At 45.1% G+C, this 19,150-nt stretch carries 18 protein-coding genes; 5 read left to right on the top strand and 13 right to left on the bottom strand.

The window, feature by feature from the left end:
* The first annotated feature begins 201 nt into the window (after positions 1-201).
* Together LDO73_RS02410 and LDO73_RS02405 are read left to right on the top strand one after the other, a co-directional pair.
* A complete protein-coding gene (locus LDO73_RS02410) occupies positions 202-663 on the top strand; it encodes a helix-turn-helix domain-containing protein (protein ID WP_154602047.1) in 462 nt (153 codons plus the stop codon).
* Positions 663-1,238, top strand: coding sequence for a PIN domain-containing protein (locus LDO73_RS02405; RefSeq protein ID WP_154602046.1), 576 nt, complete (start codon positions 663-665; stop codon positions 1,236-1,238). Before LDO73_RS02410 ends, LDO73_RS02405 begins: the two co-directional genes overlap by 1 nt.
* 19 nt (positions 1,239-1,257) lie before the next feature.
* Here LDO73_RS02405 and LDO73_RS02400 read toward each other — a convergent pair whose 3' ends face one another.
* The 10 genes from LDO73_RS02400 to LDO73_RS02355 all read right to left on the bottom strand — a co-directional run bounded on the left by LDO73_RS02400 (position 1,258) and on the right by LDO73_RS02355 (position 14,191).
* Positions 1,258-2,904: a Na+/H+ antiporter gene (locus LDO73_RS02400; RefSeq protein ID WP_224060033.1), complete on the bottom strand. Its 1,647-nt coding sequence runs from the start codon at positions 2,902-2,904 to the stop codon at positions 1,258-1,260.
* A 274-nt stretch (positions 2,905-3,178) separates the two neighbouring features.
* Entirely contained in the window at positions 3,179-3,631 is a 453-nt protein-coding gene (locus LDO73_RS02395; protein WP_224060032.1) for a MarR family winged helix-turn-helix transcriptional regulator, read from the bottom strand.
* A gap of 85 nt (positions 3,632-3,716) precedes the next feature.
* On the bottom strand, positions 3,717-4,472 hold the full coding sequence (locus tag LDO73_RS02390) for a maleate cis-trans isomerase family protein (RefSeq protein ID WP_282560735.1): 756 nt from the start codon (positions 4,470-4,472) through the stop codon (positions 3,717-3,719).
* Complete coding sequence (locus LDO73_RS02385) at positions 4,469-5,500, bottom strand: carbon-nitrogen hydrolase family protein (RefSeq protein WP_224060031.1); 1,032 nt, start codon at positions 5,498-5,500, stop codon at positions 4,469-4,471. The genes LDO73_RS02390 and LDO73_RS02385 overlap by 4 nt, the downstream gene beginning before the upstream one ends.
* A gap of 18 nt (positions 5,501-5,518) precedes the next feature.
* On the bottom strand, positions 5,519-6,430 hold the full coding sequence (locus tag LDO73_RS02380) for a fumarylacetoacetate hydrolase family protein (RefSeq protein ID WP_224060030.1): 912 nt from the start codon (positions 6,428-6,430) through the stop codon (positions 5,519-5,521).
* A gap of 93 nt (positions 6,431-6,523) precedes the next feature.
* Complete coding sequence (locus LDO73_RS02375) at positions 6,524-7,651, bottom strand: cupin domain-containing protein (RefSeq protein ID WP_224060029.1); 1,128 nt, start codon at positions 7,649-7,651, stop codon at positions 6,524-6,526.
* A 28-nt stretch (positions 7,652-7,679) separates the two neighbouring features.
* Positions 7,680-9,995, bottom strand: coding sequence for a bifunctional salicylyl-CoA 5-hydroxylase/oxidoreductase (locus LDO73_RS02370; protein ID WP_224060028.1), 2,316 nt, complete (start codon positions 9,993-9,995; stop codon positions 7,680-7,682).
* Between the two features lie 29 nt (positions 9,996-10,024).
* On the bottom strand, positions 10,025-10,447 hold the full coding sequence (locus tag LDO73_RS02365) for an acyl-CoA thioesterase (RefSeq protein WP_154602039.1): 423 nt from the start codon (positions 10,445-10,447) through the stop codon (positions 10,025-10,027).
* 10 nt (positions 10,448-10,457) lie between these two features.
* Entirely contained in the window at positions 10,458-11,984 is a 1,527-nt protein-coding gene (locus LDO73_RS02360) for an indolepyruvate oxidoreductase subunit beta family protein (protein WP_224060027.1), read from the bottom strand.
* An 8-nt stretch (positions 11,985-11,992) separates the two neighbouring features.
* Positions 11,993-14,191, bottom strand: coding sequence for an indolepyruvate ferredoxin oxidoreductase subunit alpha (locus tag LDO73_RS02355; RefSeq protein ID WP_336431857.1), 2,199 nt, complete (start codon positions 14,189-14,191; stop codon positions 11,993-11,995).
* A 716-nt stretch (positions 14,192-14,907) separates the two neighbouring features.
* On the opposite strand from LDO73_RS02355, the gene LDO73_RS02350 reads away from it, so the two are divergent.
* Positions 14,908-15,915: an AraC family transcriptional regulator gene (locus LDO73_RS02350; RefSeq protein WP_224060025.1), complete on the top strand. Its 1,008-nt coding sequence runs from the start codon at positions 14,908-14,910 to the stop codon at positions 15,913-15,915.
* Positions 15,916-15,990: 75 nt separating this feature from the next.
* On the opposite strand, the gene LDO73_RS02345 is transcribed toward LDO73_RS02350, so the two are convergent.
* On the bottom strand, positions 15,991-16,290 hold the full coding sequence (locus tag LDO73_RS02345; protein ID WP_224060024.1) for a helix-turn-helix domain-containing protein: 300 nt from the start codon (positions 16,288-16,290) through the stop codon (positions 15,991-15,993).
* The gene (locus LDO73_RS02340) at positions 16,287-16,637 is read right to left on the bottom strand and encodes a type II toxin-antitoxin system RelE/ParE family toxin (protein ID WP_224060023.1); all 351 of its coding nucleotides are present in this window, start codon (positions 16,635-16,637) and stop codon (positions 16,287-16,289) included. Before LDO73_RS02340 ends, LDO73_RS02345 begins: the two co-directional genes overlap by 4 nt.
* Positions 16,638-16,844: 207 nt before the next feature.
* On the opposite strand from LDO73_RS02340, the gene LDO73_RS02335 reads away from it, so the two are divergent.
* Positions 16,845-17,555, top strand: coding sequence for a hypothetical protein (locus LDO73_RS02335; protein WP_224060022.1), 711 nt, complete (start codon positions 16,845-16,847; stop codon positions 17,553-17,555).
* A complete protein-coding gene (locus tag LDO73_RS02330) occupies positions 17,548-18,201 on the top strand; it encodes an RES family NAD+ phosphorylase (protein WP_224060021.1) in 654 nt (217 codons plus the stop codon). Before LDO73_RS02335 ends, LDO73_RS02330 begins: the two co-directional genes overlap by 8 nt.
* Positions 18,202-18,252: 51 nt before the next feature.
* Here the strand turns inward: LDO73_RS02330 and LDO73_RS02325 are convergent, their stop codons facing one another.
* Positions 18,253-19,149: a SphA family protein gene (locus tag LDO73_RS02325; RefSeq protein WP_036955277.1), complete on the bottom strand. Its 897-nt coding sequence runs from the start codon at positions 19,147-19,149 to the stop codon at positions 18,253-18,255.
* Position 19,150: the final 1 nt, after the last annotated feature.

Raw genomic sequence — 19,150 nt, 5'->3', positions numbered from 1 at the left:
GACATAATTTTTTCCTGAATATAATTAGAGATTACATTATCAGCTATCTATCTACAGTCAAGTCAGGATGCTCATAATTTATTCACCTCCAGCATCATTTCGTTTATTGCGATTTTCGTTTATTTCGATTATGCTCTGATCGGTTTTTAAACATTTTTTCTAAGCAATTGATAGCAATTAACCTTATAAGTAGGAATAGCAATGACACACTCAATTCTTAATAGTATGAGCCTCCCGGCTCCAAAGGAGATTGAGGCGGCAGTACGCGGACAAAGAGAGCTTGCAACTTATCTCTCCACTAAGTTAGAAACCCAGCAAATATCCATTAAAGATGCTGATGACAATATTCATCAAATTGAGTTACCAACATCAGCACTCACATTGTTAATGGCTATTTTGGGTGAGCTAGCAGCAGGTAATGCAGTACAAGTTGTTCCCGTACATGCAGAGCTAACAACGCAGGAAGCGGCTAATATTCTTAATGTTTCTCGCCCACATATGGTGAAACTGCTAGAAGAAGGTAGACTTCCTTTTCATAAAACAGGTCGTCATCGCCGTATTCTTTTTGCAGATTTAATGCAATTCAAAGCTCAACGAGAGAAAGAGAGCTTACAGGCAATGCAAGCGCTGGTAGACCAAAGTCAGGAGCTTGGTCTTTACTGATGATCCATTCCCCTTTTCCTGTTGTACTAGATGCATGTGTTTTATATCCATCCCTTTTACGGGATTTACTCATGCATCTAGCCATTACAGGCCTGTATCAAGCAAAATGGACCGATACTATTCAAGACGAATGGCAGCGGAATCTACTCAGTAACCGTCCTGATTTAGCCCAAAAACAGTTAATCCGAACGGCCTCACTAATGAATAATGCGCTACCAGACGCTAGAGTCAGTCAATATGAACCATTAATTGAAGGTATTGAATTGCCCGACCTTAATGACCGGCATGTTGTTGCTGCAGCCATAAAATGCCATGCAAAAATCATTGTGACGCTCAATCTAAAAGATTTTCCAAAAGAATCTATGGATCAATTAGAAATAGAAGCCTTGCATCCAGATGAGTTTATTTCAGACTTATTTGATTTAAACCATGCTCTGGCTTTATCCGCTGTGCGCCGACAACGACTCAGCTTAACAAAGCCAGAAATAAATATTAACGAGTACTTTGCCGCCTTGTTACGCCAAGGATTGCCGATGACAGTCAAAGCACTCGAAAAATACCAGAGCATGATTTGATATACAAAAATCACAAAAACTAGTGTTTTGAACTCTTATGATGATTTAATGTTTCTTCTTTTAAATCAAGCTCATCACGTAAGCGATGATACACACGCTCATTGATGTTTTTCCCTTTACGCATTTGGTATAGCGCTTCACGTTTCGCCTTCAGAGCTGAATCCGACATCGAACGTTCCATTTCGATCATCCGATGTAAATCAAACACATCCGACTCTGTTTCATCCGTATTATCTAAACGACGACCATAGATTTCTAACAGCTGAGCCCCCACTTCGGTACGCATCGCAATTTCATCCATATCATCAGAAGGGTGATTCATCAGCTCTCGAATATGTGCCATTGCGGCTTCATTTAGTGCCAGACGAGCTCGAATTTCATCGTTATCGTAAGGTAAATCTTGCACCAAACCTTTGGTTAATATCGGCAATGCGATGCTGGCAATTAACAGCGAACACAAGATAACCCCCATCGAGAGGAAGATAGCTACATCACGGTTAGGGAATAATGACCCATCTGGCATTAAGAATGGCAACGTTAAAATACCTGCTAACGTAATTGCCCCGCGAACGCCTGCCGTTGCCATCACCGCCATCATGCGAATGCGCACTTCATCCGCTTGCTTTCCACGGCGACGATTGTGGAAAACTGTCAGGGTCATTGATATCCATACCCAAGCAAAACGCAGTGCACCTAATGCCGTGGTGATAACTGCAACATACACAAACAACATCCAAGGATGGCTAGCGCCTGCGGCTTCGGCTACCTGAGGAAGATTTGTCCACATGCCGGGGAGCTGCTCACCCAGTAGGATAAAGATCATGCCGTTCAAACCTGTCTGTACCGTGTCCCAAACTGCCTTACTTTGCATTCGAGTCGCCGCTTGCATACGCCCTGCGATTTTTTCATAGTGCATCGCAATACCCGCAACAACGGCAGCAAGGATCCCAGAAACATGTAAATGCTCAGCCAGCAGATACGCCGTAAAAGGCATTAACAGGCTGATCATAATTTGGATAGCAGGCTCTTCACCCGTACGCTTGACCAAGAATTGGTTTAACCAGCCGATTGCCCATGCGACTAATAAACCAATCACTATCCCACCAAATGCCACCAGCACAAATTGCCCCGCAGCAGATGTCAGAGAGAACTCCCCTGTCAGCGCAGCCACAACCGCAAAGCTAAAGCACACTAAGCCCGTCGCATCATTGAGTAGAGATTCCCCTTCAAGAATGTGCGCCATACGCGATGGCAGTGGCGAATTCACTGTCATTGCGGATACCGACACAGGATCAGTTGGAGAAAGGATAGCCGCCAGTGCAAAGGCAACCGCCAGTGAAATCGTTGGGATCAGCCAATGGATAAAGAAGCCCATCCCAATAACGGTGACGACCACCAAGCCAATCGCCAATGACATAATTGGCTTAATTTCTTGGAATAATGCCTCTTTGGGAATTCGCCATCCATCAAGAAATAGCAATGGAGGTATAAATAAAAATAGAAAAAGATGCGGTTCGAATTCCACTGTAAATCCGTAGAAAGATAAGGCTGCCCCTAACGCTATCTGGATAATTGGCAATGGAATGATGTCTTTAAGTAGTCGAGAAACAAATACGCTCACGACGACTGCAAGTAAAAAAACGAGTACAAGTGTCACTACTGACATTGAGTGCTCCATAATGGTTTATCTTAGTTATCTACCTTGCAGTAAATAGATAAATCAAATCAATGTAAAGCATCAATTTATTACTGAATAAAAAAATAAAATAAATCAAAAACTACGATATCAATCATTGTGTTACAGGATATTACTTAACTTCCAATACATTACATTCTCGTTCAATATGTTCGTGTTTTATAAGGATTTAATCTGTTCTTCTGCTATAAATCCTTATCACTCATCAAAAACAGATAATTCTGAGTATTTCAATGCAACTTATCTATTTGATTTCAGGGCTATGTCTATCAATCAACTCTTGTAAAACTTGCTTGAGCATTTTGCTTTTACGAACACCGAGGGGCGCTAAAACCTGCCTTTCGTGTTCTTCCGCTGCAATCAATAAACCTTCGACTAGCTCGACGCCGCTAGAAGTCACACTCACGAGTGTCACGCGGCGGTCACTTCCTGTATGGTTATTGTGACGGACCACATGCCCTTGTTGTTCCAATCGTTGTAATACCCGCGTGATTGTCGGTTGCTTGCTAACTGTTTTTTGCGACAGCTCGGTGATCCCCATCGAACCATTATTGGCTAATGTAGAAAGCACTCGCCACTCCAAAACCGATAGCCCATTGGCTTCCACAACCGCATGAAATTCAGATGAAACTATCATCCATGCCTGCCCCAAAAGAGCAGGCAGGTAATTATCAACGAAGACTTTCGATTCAGGCATCAATTCCTCTTTTCTCGCTTCTGGTTTTATAACATTAGAAGCTAGCAGAGTAGCAGAAGGAAACCGAACTCTTAACATAATTTAACTAAAATCTTCCGCTAAGTAGTGAGCCAAAACCATCCACTCGCGTATCTAGCCCCAATTTTTTTAGCATCATGTAAGTTGTTGCCACAGACGAAGACAATACTGGCAAGCCCACTCTATCTTCGATAAGTTGAATCGACGGTAATGACGGCATTTGCACACAAGCCGATGCCACAATCGCATCCACATTGGTATTTAGCTTTTTGGTGATTTCCACTGGTGCTAATGGGTTTTGTCTCCCCACTTCGAGGTTATCGGGGATCTCCAATGAAATGCTATCCACCACTTCAATGCCTTCATGTTCAATATAGTCGATAACCATTTGCGTTAATGGCTTCATATACGGCGTCAAAATCGACACTTTTTTCGCGCCAATGGCATGTAACCCTTCGACTAACGCTCCTGCACTGGTGACAACCGGTGCTGGATGCCCATTATCGATGGTGCATTGATGAAGGCGCTTTTGCGAAACACGGTGATAGCCCTTCCCCATGCTCATAATGGCAACCAAGCAAGCATATCCTAATACATCGACGTCGGCGTCTGACAGTTCAATCGCGCAGCGGTCACTGTCTGAGTCCATTTTAGCAAGCTCATCCTTAGTCACTTTCTGCATACGCATACGGCTAGAATGAAATGTAAAACGTTCTGCAAACATCGCTTCTCGGGCACGTAATATGGCCGGAATTTCAGTTTCCATCGTGGTATTTGATGAAGGCACAATCTGCCCAATACGAAAAGTACGCGCTAAGCTCATAGTCCTTTCTCCACTGAAGGGTCATCCGATTCAGCAAACTGATTAAGTTCATCGACATCTTGTCCACCATGATGGAAACGAGCTGCCGTTAATGGGCGACGATTAACCTGTAAATCAAAGATATCAAAGCGATTATAATGCCCTGTAATGTCGTGCATCTGGCGAGGTTGAATACAGCGATTCAAGTCGATTTCACCATAAACAATGCCTTCTTTATCAATCAATGGTTCCCCAATCACTCGACCATCGGGGCCGATAATGCCGGAAAACGCGCTATTTGGACGCGCTAGCAACTCACGGGATTCGGGATGCGACGCAGCCATAGCCTCAACGATTTCTTCAGAGACTGTTGAACATGAAATGATGGTAAATACTTTGCCTTCAAAACAGTGGGCTGAAGCACGTAAACGAATCGCATCCGCCATGTCATAGTCTTTTGGTGCCACTGGCAGTGCAATATAACTGGCAATATGGACCAATTCACCTTGAGCCAATAACGAGAAACGCGCCAGCGTATTGGTATTTTCGCCGCATGCCAATGCCCCTAATGGACCAATACTGGTTTGGTGAACTTTCAGCGAGGAGGCATCCCCATTTGCCCACGTCAATTTTTCAGCCCACGTTGGGACTAATTTACGGTGACGCCCTAAAATTTTACCTTCATCAGAAATCGTCACTAAGGTGTTGTACAGCGTAGCGATGCCATTCGGATTACGCTCATTCACACCCACAACTACGTTGATATGGTGGCGAGCAGCGGCTTGGGCGATTCGTTTAATTTCAGGCCCCGGAACTTCAATGGCAGATTTGCACAGTTTTTCAAACCAAGGGCTGCCATCAATCGGATTCATCACCCAGCTCCAATATGGATAGCCAGAAACAAACACTTCAGGAAATGCCACTAATTTGGCACCATTATCAGCCGCTTCTTCAATCAACCGACACACTTTATCAACAGTCGCATCGGTATCGAGGAATACAGGGGCGGCCTGTACTGCCGCCGCCTTAAATTGAGGTAGATTCAACATGCTGCTATCTCCCTTGGGTTATACCGCAACCACTGGATGACGTAACTCACCGATTTTTTCGACATAAGCTTCAATTACATCACCCGGCCATACCCACTCTTGTGGAGAACGACCCGCACCAACCCCTTCAGGTGTGCCCGTCGCGATAATATCCCCCGGCTCCAACGTAATGCCTTTGCTGATATCAGCAATCAACGCATTCACATTGAACAGCATGTGGCGCGTATTGGAGTCTTGCTTGATTACGCCGTTAACTTTCAAACTTAAGTTTAGTGAGTGAGGATCAGGAATTTCATCGGCAGTCACAATACAAGGGCCGAATGGTGCGTAGGTATCCTGCCCTTTTGAGTAGATCCATTGACCCGCACGGCGGCAATCACGCGCACTCATATCGATCATTAAGCTATAACCGAACACATAATTCAGTGCGTCTGCTTCAGAAACCCCTTTAGCACGCGTCCCCATAATCACTGCCAACTCCACTTCCCAATCTAATTGCTGAGTAATTTGGCTGTTATGTTCAATCGCATCACCCGGTCCAATCACCGTTGTTGGTGGTTTAGAAAAGATAACTGGCTCTTTTGGTAATTCTTTCGAGGTATCCAAAGTACGGCTTGACTCAGCAACGTGCTCAACATAGTTCAGACCAATCCCAAAAATGTTTTTTCTTGGGCGCGGAATTGGCGCTAAAATTTTTACGTTTTGTACTGGCCATGCAGTTCCCGCAGGAAACTGCCCTTTATGTGCGTTTAATAATTCAGTACCTGCACGGATCCCTTGAGGGCCTAAATCAATAAATTCCAACATATTATCAGGGAGATATTGGCCATTCTCTTCCGCTAGTCTCGCCAAATCCACGACTTGCTCGTTAACAATCGCCCCTAAACGTGCTGCTGCGGTAACATCTGAACGGTAAGTAATAAGACGCATAATTTTTCTCCTTGAGTCAGGTCTCAGACCTAACTAAAATCTTCACGTAAATAATTAAAATAAGTAATCGGAATAAATAGTTAGAATAAAAACTTAGCTAATAACTTTTTGGTGCCCGTCATTGTCCACAAGCGCCTCTTCGTAATAGAGACCAAGGGAGTGCATCACTGGCAGGTCGTTAAAACAGAACAGACACGCACCTTCACTCTGGGATGTATTCACATGTTCGTGGAACATCCACGATGGCACGCAAAAAATATCTCGCTCTTGCCAGTCAAAGCGCTGCCCATTAATAATCGAATACCCTTTTCCTTTCGCTACTTGGTAGATAAAGCTACCCGTGTGACGATGAGCTTTACCAACAAACCCAGGGCGTAATAACTGCATACTAGCCCCAATCGTTGGCATCACTGGCCCGCCAGTTAATGGGTTGGTGTAGTTCATTAAAACATCATCAAATACCGAGCCATCCGTCACTTTTGCGGCGCGTTGCAATGCCTCATACGTTGGCCCCCACTGATATTTGAATAATGGCGAATACGGTTTATCCCATCCCACATGATGCGGGCGCAATGCTGTCGCTCCCCACATACCAACGGGATAATCAATTGGGCGAGTTTGCGCTTGATGCAAATCAGGGTGAACTTTGTAGAAACCCGCTTCCATCGCATTGACTAATGGAATATCCAGACCATCCTGCCAAATACACGGCAGCCCACCTTCTTCCACACCATGTTCATGCCAAGTACCGTTAGGCGTCAGTACAAAGTCATTAGCTTCTAAAATCATTTTTTGCCCTTCCACAATGGTGTAGGCTCCGCGCCCTTCCATAATGAAACGCAATGCTGATGATGAATGTGCGTGAGCCGAAGCCGCTTCTCCCGGATGCATCACCTGTAAACCGGAATACAACCAACCCACCGCGGCTGCCACATCTTGACGACCAGGGTTGTTTAAGTAGATCACACGGCGACCCGCTTTTTCCGGGGTCACCAAATCCACTGAACGCAAAACATGCTCCCGTAAATCTTTGTAGCGCCATAACACAGGCACAGATTGAGATTTTGGCTGCCACGGCTCAATTTTGTTGGCTACCGTCCACAATGCGCCCGTTTTTAGTTCATCTAACTGTTTGTAATACGCCAACAATTCTGGTGTATCTTCCACATCTGCGCGTCCTGCGACATTTTCTCTGTATTGGTCATGGGACTGAGTCGTCATGATGTTTCCTCCTCTCGCATTTGCGCCATTAACGGCTTTTCGATTGTTGGATTAATTGTTGGCGACCATATTCATAAGGCGCTGGCCACGTTACTGAATTCCACCCAAAGCGAGCGCATTCATGGAGTAACCAAGCAGGGTCGGCAAGGAGTGGTCGTGAGAGTGCACAAAGATCAGCACGCCCTGACGCAATAATGCTATTCACTTGATCCGCATCGGTAATAGCGCCAACCGCAATGACCGGTACCGATCCTTCATTGCGAATACGATCCGCCATTGGGGTTTGGTACATACGCCCATAAACAGGCTGCTGTAGTGGGGAGACTTCACCGGATGAACAATCGATAATGTCGGCTCCGGCTTGATGAAGCGCCCGCCCAATTAATACTGCTTCATCCACCGTTGTACCGCCTTCAACCCAATCTGTTGCTGAAATGCGCACAGACAGTGGCTTATCGTCAGACCATACTTTTCTAACTGCACTCACTACCGCTAATGGGAAACGCAGGCGATTTTCTAGCGACCCACCAAATGCATCGATACGCTGGTTAGTTAACGGAGAAATAAAGCTCGATAACAGATAACCATGCCCAGCTTGCAACTCTAACCAATCAAAACCGGCTTGATCCGCGCGTTTTGCTGCCGCCACAAACTGGTCGATGATCGTCGCCATTTGGGCTTCTGTTAGTTCAGTGGGTGTCTGTGAAATTGAAGGTAAATAAGGCAATGGTGACGCAGAAACTAATGACCAATTATCGTGTTTCATTGGATGATTTTCTTGCTCCCAGCCGCGCTGTGTTGAGCCACGACGCCCTGCATGCCCCAGTTGGATGCCAATTTTCGCATCCGTTTTTTGATGTACAAATTGCGTCACATTTTTCCATGCCGCCACTTGCTCATCATTCCAAATTCCCGGGCAGCCTGTCGTGACTCGCGCCTCAGGAGAAATCGCCGTCATTTCCGTCATAATCAGGCTAGCTCCACCCAATGCACGGCTACCGATATGTACTAGATGGAAATCACTGACTAACCCATCAGTTGCGCAATACAGTAGCGTTGGAGACGCTATCACGCGGTTTTTCAGTTCCACATTACGCAAGCGAAATGGCGTCAACATCGGGGCAACTTTTTGGTTAGCCACCTGCGTTGGTAAACCCGATTTTTCGGCGAACCAGTTTTCATAATGGGTTAACCAGTTACCATCACGCACACGTAAGTTTTCATGAGAGATACGTTGAGAACGGGTTAATAAAGAGTAAGCAAACTGCTCGGGATCGAGGTTTTCATAGCGCTGCACGTTTTCAAACCACTCGGTCGAGTTACGCGCCGCATTCTGAATTTTCAGCACTTCGACACTGCGAACTTTTTGGTAGTGCTCCAGTCCCTTGCGCAAACCCCCTTGGGTCGATTTCAAGCTTTCGCACAGCTCAATTGCATCTTCCAGAGCCAGTTTTGTGCCTGAACCAATAGAGAAGTGAGCGGTATGAGCTGCATCCCCCATCAGCACCACAGGGACTTCCTTGCTGCTTGTTGGCTGTGTCCAGTGCACCCAGTTATCACAAATCACGCGAGGGAAGCGGATCCAAATCGCTGCACCACGTAAGTGGGCTGCATTGGCAATCAGTTTTTCACCATCCAGCCATGGGGCGAATAGTTTTTCACAGTAAGCAATCCCATCTTCCTGAGACATTTGGTCGATACCTGCTTTTAACCAGGTCTCTTCTGTGGTTTCTACAATAAATGTGGATAAACCTTCTTGGAATTGATAAGCGTGAACTTGGAACCAACCATGTTCATTTTCGGCAAAAATAAAGGTAAATGCGTCGAAAATCTTTTTAGTTCCTAACCAAACGAAACGGCAGCGGCGCTGATCGATATCCGGTTTAAAGATATTTTCATAACGCGTACGCACCGCACTGTTGATCCCATCGGAGGCAATGACTAAATCCGCGTTATATTGGCGAGCAATTTCTTGGTCATCAGTCACTTGGGTTTCGAACACCAGTTCTACACCCACTTCAAGACAACGATCTTGCAAAATATTGAGTAATTTTTTACGCCCAATACCAATAAAGCCATGCCCGCCACTGCGGTTACAGCTGCCTTTAAAATGAATGTCGATATCATCCCAATGGCTAAATTCAGCGCTAATAGTTTCCGCAGAAACGGGATCTGCTTTGCGCAAATTACTTAATGTGGCATCCGAAAAAACCACGCCCCAACCAAAGGTGTCATAAGGACGGTTACGTTCAACCACCACTACACGGTTACTTGGGTTTTGCAGTTTCATCAGTAACCCGAAATAAAGCCCAGCGGGACCGCCGCCGATACAAACGATATTCATGGAGTTTCTCCTTTAATTACGTTGTGCCATTACACAGGTTGCTGCTGGGTTAAGGCGCTATACAGTGCTTCAGGGATTGGAATAGCCTGATGCGTAATCAGTGATGTAGTGACATAGGTCTGCGTCACTTCCATGCGCAATTCGCCATCAAGGCTGATACAGCGTTGACGTAAAGTCAGTGATTTACCGCCAATGCGTTCGACATGCAGCTCAAGCTGAACGTCATCCCCCATACGGCTAATCGCTTTAAAATCAGCCTCTAAATGCACAGTTGGCAAACCAAAGCGTTGATCGAGGATGTACCCTGCAAATCCTTCAGGGAGTAATTCATCAAACCAACGCTCAATGAGGTTGTTAAACATCACGAAATATTGCGGGTAAAACACGATCCCTGCGGGATCACACTCTGAAAAATTAATTCGATGGTTTCGAGAAAATGTCAGTAAACTCATGGTGCTATCCTTATTCCATCGCCAAACGCTGACGGCATTTTTTCAACTCATTACCATGTTCATCCGCCAGCGCCGCTTCACGTAATTCACGTAAATTAATCGGTGCTAGCTGGCTACCATGACGCTCAACAATCTCCATCAAAACTTGGAAATTGCGCAATCCACGGGCATGGGTGTCGCTATACCCTTTCACCACTCTCTGACATTGCGCAATTTCGGTTGCTAAAGCAGGGTTACTTTTTGCAGCTTGCACAACGGTGGCTAGCCATTTTTCAATACGGTTATTTTCAAGCTGATAACGTAGCGTTGAGCGACGCCCTCTGCGCCATGCGGCTAGCACGTATAACTGTAAAAATCCCCACAAGGAACTGGTAGTGATTGTTCGTCCCCTTTGCGTCAATTTGCGAACTGCTTTGTGTACCCAATGTGGTTTCATCAACCAGTTGCCTAAATTTTTGGGAAGCGTTTCGCAAATCTCTTCGATTCTTGGGTGCATAAATTCATTGATGTCGAGCAATTGGTTATCTTTCGCTTGGACTTCATTGCGTACTCGGGCAAAACGACTATCGCGAATTTTTAAGTCCGCAACGCGAATAGTGTCTTCATAGGACATCCATAGCGCTAAGTGGCGTACTAATGCACGTTGCAAGCGTGGGTCATCACCGCCTTTTTGCGCAAACAGCCCTTGTAATCGGTTGAGATACGTTTCGGCATACGCAGGGTCTTGATAATCAACCAGCCGACGAACACCTTCGGTCGCAAGGTAGTGAACATGGTCAGGAAACTGGCTTTCAATCCGAGAAAGGAGAGCAGCTACATGTTTGTTTTTTGGTGTTTTTTCTACCGACTTTGCAGATTCTGCTTGATAAGCCTCTTCAGGCTGAGCCGCTTTTTCAGCGCCCAATGCAAATGCCCGCAAGCTCGGCTTTACACCCACGCCACCACGAACGATGGTTTCTTCAAATTGTTCACGGCTAAAGGGCAAAACCCCCGAACCAAACAGCGCACCGAACAACACGGCGCTGATCACGCTGCCACTTTCTTGCGCGGCTTGCGCCATATCAAAATGCACAAACTGGCGGGCGGCTTGCCCCGCATGGCGGATCAACGCTTGGCTATCCACTCGTCCATCCCCCATTGCCGATTTTTCTGCGATGGAATAAACCCGATGGGTCGAACTAATCAGCGTGGTACGCTCCGTGGTCACAAAGCCACGCTGTACGGCTCGCCCAGCTTCCATCAGCTCTGAAGCCAGCACCACATCTACATCACCGGGCATTGGCATTAACGCTAAAACAGGTGAAGGGGTCTGAGGGTTATCAGCGCCGGGGAATAATTCAACATAATAAATTGTCGCCCCAGTACGCTGCGCCACGCCTGGCACAGAAGTCGTTTGCGCAAAATAACCGTTATCTTCGCCAAGATTGACAATCCAATCAGCGAGAACGCCACCGCCTTCACCGCCCATCGCGAGGATGGCGATTTTGATCGGCTGCAAAGCCATTAGCGGTTGAGAAGTCATTAAAGATTGAGCCATGTGCCCCCCTAGAAACTCAGTTGTTCACGGCGGCGTGCATCACGGCGCTGCAAGAAGCCAATAAACCAGCCGCGAACACGGTGGCGCAATTTGTCCCAACCATTTGGATTGGTAATAATCTGAGCTTTAAAGAATGAAGGACACAGCACTGCGGCATGGGAGACTTCACCGCACAGCCCACAACCTACGCAACTATCCATCACGGTTGCGACTGGGTCTGTCCGTAAAGGATCTGGGTTAGGCTTGATTGATAACGATGGACAACCCGATAAACGAATACAGGAGTGGTCGCCCGTGCAAGTGTCTGAATCAACACCAAAACGTTCACGGACAACTCGCTTGCCCGCTGAAACATCTTCGCGGACTTTTTTCTTCTCACGGCGCTGTTTGTTCAACATACATTCGCTTTGCGCAATTAACACTTTCGGACCACTTTCTGTCGTCGTCAGTGCCTCACGCAGCGTATTCGTCATGGCTTTTAAATCGTAGGTACGTTTGATGGTTTTTACCCAATTAACCCCAACGCCTTTAACTGCTTTTTCAATCTCATGCCCTGTGCTGCGGGTAGAATTTAGCGCCGTTGACGACAAAATATCTTGCCCACCTGTTGCGGAGGTATAACTGTTATCAACAACAATGGTTAAGTTATCGCTACGGTTAAATACACTGTTAGCAATACCGCTGGTTAACCCGTTGTGCCAAAAACCACCATCTCCCATCACTGAAATCGCCCGTTTACCCGCCTTCGCGTTGAGCGCAGCCGCACCCGCGCCACCCAGCCCGTAACCCATCGTTGTGTTACCGAGGTTAAATGGCGGCAGAATAGAGAATAAATGGCAGCCAATATCCGCACTCACATGGTGTTCGCCCAGTTCACGCTCAATTAGCTTCATTGCAGTAAAAATGGGGCGCTCAGGGCAGCCCGTACAGAACCCTGGTGGGCGCGCATGTACCGTTTCATTCAGAGTAGGTTGTGCAGCATTCACATATTCAGGTAAGTCATCATCGACTTTGACGGCCGCGACATTAATGGTTGGAATACGAATTTGATTTGCTGCTGCTTTCACTTGTGGCTCGATTTTGCCATAGCGTTCGAAGAATGAGCGCAGCCCTGCTAATACTGTTGCGGTGTTATATTCCCCCGCCATCGGCAGCATATCTTTACCATGCAGTGCCACATCAATATTGCGTTGACGTAAAATATTCGCCACATTTTGCTCAACAAAGTTCGGTTGCCCTTCTTCTAAAACTAAAATGGCTTTTTTATTGCGGCAAAAACGTTCAAATTCATCATCAATCAACGGGTATGCCACATTCATGACATACAGCGGAATTTTGCTATTACCAAAAACGTCGGCTAGACCAATCTGGTTTAATGCGCGGATCAGCGTATTGTAGTTGCCACCTTGTAAGGCGATCCCCACATCTTCAGCATCTTCCGCAAAAAATTCGTTAAGTTCACGTTGCTGAATAAATTTGATGGCAGCAGGCCAGCGAGCCTCAATTTTCTCTTTTTCATGTAAAAAACTGGCTGGCGGTAACACAATGCGGCTCACGTCACGAGTTGGGTTTTCTAGTGCATCTTTGACTGTAAATTTAGGGTGTTGGTTATCAGAGCATGTGAACTGCCCGTGCACATGACAAGAGCGAATGCGCATTTGCAACATAACAGGCGTGTTACTGGCTTCGGAAAGATCAAAACCATCTTTAACTGCCTGAACAATGCAAGGTAAATTAGGGCGTGGGTCGAGGAGCCACATTTGGGATTTCATAGCAAATGCGTGGCTGCGTTCCTGCATGATGGAGGAACCTTCGCCGTAATCTTCACCGACGATGATCAGCGCACCACCCAGTACACCGCCAGAGGCTAAGTTTGCTAATGCATCTGAAGCAACGTTAGTACCAACGGTTGCTTTGAATGTCACTGCGCCACGCAAAGGGTAGTTAACCGATGCGGCCAGTGTTGCGGCCGCAGTGGCTTCACTGGCGCTATTTTCGAAGCGAATACCGTAATCCGATAGGATATCCTGCGCATCTGCCAGTACATCCATCAGGTGGGAGATGGGAGCGCCTTGATAGCCAGCCACATACGAAACCCCTGATTCGAGTAATGCTTTAGTGACGGCAAGGATCCCTTCACCGCTGAAGACTTCGCCTTCACCCTGCCGTAATTTTTGAACTTCTTGAACAAACGAGCGCTCAGCCATTTTAACCTCACCAGTCAACGTCAGCACGTTGTTATCTTTTTTGTGTTTCTTTCTTGTATCTCATTTGTTAATAAACGGTCAATCCATGATTAATCATGTATATTAGATTTTTGCAGAGAGTGGATAAGAGGTGCATAGAGCGGACAAAATCATTGTAAAACAATGAAAAAATGTCATAGAAAGGGGCAATTGATAAGAATCACTGCCAAAGAAAGTCGTAGCTAATTTACCTAATGAATCAACTAATAATCCTAATTAACCCTTACAAATAGAAGGGCATTAGAGTATTCCTCTAATAAAAAATGAAATACCACCATTGATAACTTTTTGCTTAACTAATAGGTAGCTAAATATACAAAACAACATGAATAATCATATATTTATAACTGTAGGTTAATAAAAATAACTTTATTTTTTAGTTTGTTACAGAAATCACAATCAGTGAATTATCTCTATTTTTTTGCAGTATTTGGATAGTTTTTGCACAAATATGGCTAGGTAAGCAAATTCCTTTATGCTATGTTCGAAGCACAATCGGTTAAAAATTGTTTAATAAAATGTTAACAAAATCGACCTGCGTGATAAGTCGAAGATAATAAAAAAATAACAATGAGATATTGAAATATCCCATAGAGACCCTCAAGGATTCTTGCTTATCGCGACACTCGCTAGGCAACCTATCAAGGGCACAGTGTTTACTTTGGAGGCACCTCCTTATGTTGAGCAATTCATGGCCTTACGCACCTGCACCTCAGATAGAGAACCAACTCTGTTCTTCTGAGCGATTATTATTCAGTTCTGCTGATCCTGAAGAGATCAAATCCATGGTGGGTCGCGTGATGAAGCCCCATCAATTTCAGTTACTTAACCCGCATCAGCGTCTTGATGCTCGCATGCACTACATTCCAATGGGGGATATTTCCCTAAGCCGCCTACGCTATGGGGCAGATGTGGCTATCACTCCCGGACAACTGGAAGATTTTTTTCTGGTACAAATGCCATTATCAGGTAGTGCAATTATCGAAAGTGGCGGAAAAACCTTAGAATCCACACCGCAGATGGCTTCTTTGCTTAGCCCAGAAGAGTCCACGGTGATGCGATGGAATGGTGACAATGACCAATTTATGCTGCGAATCTCTCGCTCTTTATTAGAGCGTACGTTGGTTGGACAGCTTGGGCATACCTTAGAAAAACCGTTAGTTTTTGAATTGGGGTTCGCTTGGCAGTCTTGTATTGCATGGCGTACGTTGATGAATTATTTGGTTGAATGCGCTACACGCACGCCTGATTTACTGCAACATAAGCTGATAACCACCCAAGTAGAACAATTGGTTTCTGTCACTCTACTTTCCACCCACCAACATAATTATTTAGAAGATTCCGGTATGCGTCGTGCCACCATTCGCCCGCGTCATGTGCGCCGCGTGCAAGAGTATCTCGAAGCACATGCCCATGAACCGATTACTGTTGAACAACTCGCCCATATTGCTGGCGTCAGTTTGCGCAGCTTATATGCTGGTTTTAAAGAGTTTTTAGATATTAGCCCAATGCAATATTTACGTGATTTGCGTATGGAGCGAGTTAGAGCCGAATTGATGTCAGGAGAAGCCACCAGCGTGACTGGCGTAGCATTACGTTGGGGATTCGCCCACATGGGACGGTTTAGCGCAGAATATAAGCAACGTTACGGAGAGAGCCCAAGCCAAAGTATGAAAAAGGCATAACTGCTTAGCCCCTTAATTTTTGCCCCCACTGATAAAATGTATCGCGCTGCTCAATATCTCACAGCGCGATATTTTTTAGAGGTGAAATACTCGTCCGTCACCTGTAGGGAACTCAATTGTTAAACTCAACTTTCCGCCCATCGCTTCAATATAGCGCTTCAATGTTGAAAGCTTGATATCATTTCCTCTTTGCTCTATCTGTGTGATAGCGGGTTGAGAGATGCCAAGATTGTTTGCGAGTGTCTTTTGTGAAATGTTTAACTCTTCTCTTAAAAGCTGTAAGCCTGTTTCTAGAACTAATTCATCAGTAAGGTTTTTTATCCTTTCCTGACTTTCGAGAGAACGCTCAGCAATAGCTTGTTTTAACGTTTTCATTGCTTATCCTCTATTGAAGCAAGGTATTTACTGAATTCATCATCAGCGATACGAATCATCTTTGAATAAAATTTTTTGTCATTACTTTTGTCTCCTGCACATAAAACAATCGCTTGTCTTTTAGGATCAAAAGCAAAGAATGCACGTATTGGTTTTCCCATATGCTGAACCCGTAACTCTTTCATATTAGGATATTGAGATCCTTTTATAGTATCCGCATAGGGTCTTGATAGTTTGGGTCCATACACTTCTAAGTTACCAAGCGATGCAAAAACCTTTTCCTGCATATCTTCATCTTGTTCCGATAACCAGCAGTCAAAATAATCCGTTAATATGACTGTCCACACAATACACCTCACATAAGTTATAGCTTATGCATGAGAATAATAAGCTATAGCTTATGTGTCAAATTATAAACGAAGAAAAATGAAGTCATGAGAGATTGTATTCTTCAAAAGTGCCTGCTCATCATGCTCTGAACAATAAATAGCCACAAAAAGATATATGGGCTATATTGTAGATATTAGATATCTCAATTTACCAAGGAGTCCCTCATGATAGCCTCAAACAAAGACTCTAATTTCGGCGTTATTGCAGTTCCTGCCCATAAAGTTTCATATAAAAAGACAGAACATGGTGCCAATATCACTCTCTCTGTCCCTGATTTTTATGAAGCACAGGAGCCTCAGCCAAGCCAATACTATGTATTGAAACGACCAAACTCTATTGATGATGATGCCTTTCAAATCGCATTAGAAGCTGCGTTTTGCATCTTAGCAAAACTGAACAATTTGCCGTCTAATCAGACAACCGCACCATCAACACAAAGCACTGATATTAAGCATCAAACTGTACTTCCTATTAATACCGATCGTTTAGAACAATTAAAAAAGGATATGCTGAACGATAGCAAATGGCTTCCTGCAAATGTCGTATCTCGTCGAGGAGGGTCTGGAGCCGAAGTTAAAAACCCGAGTGGTTTGGCAAACCGCTGGAAACGCACTAAAAAAATCTTTGCGGTGACCATTGATGGCAAAGATCTTTACCCCGCTTATGCGCTTGATATTGGTGGACAGCCACTGCCTTTGATAAAGAAAATCATCGAGTTATTTGGTGAAACCAAAACACCTTGGGCACTAGCCGCTTGGTTTGGTAGTCCTAATAGCTGGCTAAATAATGCAAAACCAAAAGATTTACTCACCTCAAACCCAGAGCGCGTATTGGAAGCGGCGCAAAGAGCAAAAGAAGGCCCTATACATGGATGAAAAAATCAAGGAGCCTGATGAAATGGATAACCTTTCCAATAAACTGATTACTTGGCCAAAAGGTAAGAAAATAGAACGCATTCATTCCGTATTATTTCATGCTGTACAGTTTAATCCTGGGAAGGGATACAGCCGTTTTAGCCCTATTTTTAGTCAGTCTGGTAATAATATACCCACACTCTATGGCGGGATAAACATCTCGGTTGCCCTAATGGAAACTCTGTTACACGACCTTCCAACACCTTGTAAAAATACTCCCGTCGAACTTTCGTTATTAAGTTTACTTGTGCGCAGCCAAATTCTACCTAAAGAAGATATTCGCTTAATCGATTTAAACCCGCGTTTCATGAGAAAGCATGGGATAACACAAAACCATCTTCTCAATTCACCATCAGCCAATTACTCTTCGACACAAAAGTGGGCAGAGAAAGTGCATGGAGATAACCCTGAAGCGCAAGGGATACAATGGGCTTCAAAACAGCATGGTGATCACGCCATTATGTTATTTGGTGACAGAGTTAATCACAGCAATCTTAATGTTAATATTGATTCAGAGCCTGCATTGAACTCAGTCGATGTGAATAATGAACTAACTCTACTTGCTGATGAGTTAGATTTAATCCTACTACCACCTAACTTTCTCTAGAAAAACAAACATATCAGCAGCCTTTCGGCTGCCAATATTGAGGAGAGGGGACTAAAACGGAATAGACGCTTTGAGGTAAATTTGCGAACCTTCTGGGCGATTTTTCACAGAGAAATCTTTTTCCCACTTCGCCGTAAATAGCCAACCTTGTGGGTTTGCATAACGGATTGAAGGCCCTACCGCGAAGGCTTGAGCCTTACCTTGCGCTGAGTTTGGACCACTGTCATTGGTGGTTTGCATAAATCCATAGCCCCCAACACCCGCGACCCAGCCATTACCAAAGCCCCAGCCTAATGCATAATCGGCGTGGAATGCTTGCCCTGAACGCGTGTCCGTATCATTGTTGCGGAAGTTAAAATCATACATCATTTTTAAATCCGCATTCACCCCGACAGGTGGAATGTAGCTGATTGCCCACACCGGCTGTAATACCCAGTAATTTTTCCCTAAACTTGATGGGTCGGTTTTACTGTATTTTCCGGTCGGCGCGTAAGCATCCAGCCCTAAGACATAATGTAAGTCAGCGGAAGGATGGAAACCGAGTGCGGGACCAAAAGTAATATCCCCGAGCCCACGACTGGTTTCTTTATTCCCCGCCGCCTTCGCCGTCACATCCAACAAAGGAAGGATGGTATGAAACGCTAAATCGCCACCAAACACTTTTTGGTCAGTCACCCAGATAAAACGTGGTGCGAGTACGTTCACATTCACACTAAAACCGGGGATTGGAATTTTATCGCCTTTGTTGTCACGAACACTGTCATAGTGGGCATTTCCACCATAGACCAGCACATGGACACCTTGCGGTGGCAGTGCGCCAGACATAAAGTTTTCTAGCCCATCAGGGTAGATCCCAAGACCGCCCCCTTCTGTTGCGACAGCACCAAATGACAGTGCACCCAAGCACGAGCCGACGAGCAGCTTATTCACCATTTCTTTATTCATCATT

The organism is Providencia alcalifaciens (assembly GCF_915403165.1).
Classification (GTDB): domain Bacteria; phylum Pseudomonadota; class Gammaproteobacteria; order Enterobacterales; family Enterobacteriaceae; genus Providencia; species Providencia alcalifaciens_C.
The sequence above is the reverse complement of the archived record's forward strand: the minus strand, read 5'-3'. Positions and strand labels throughout refer to the sequence as shown.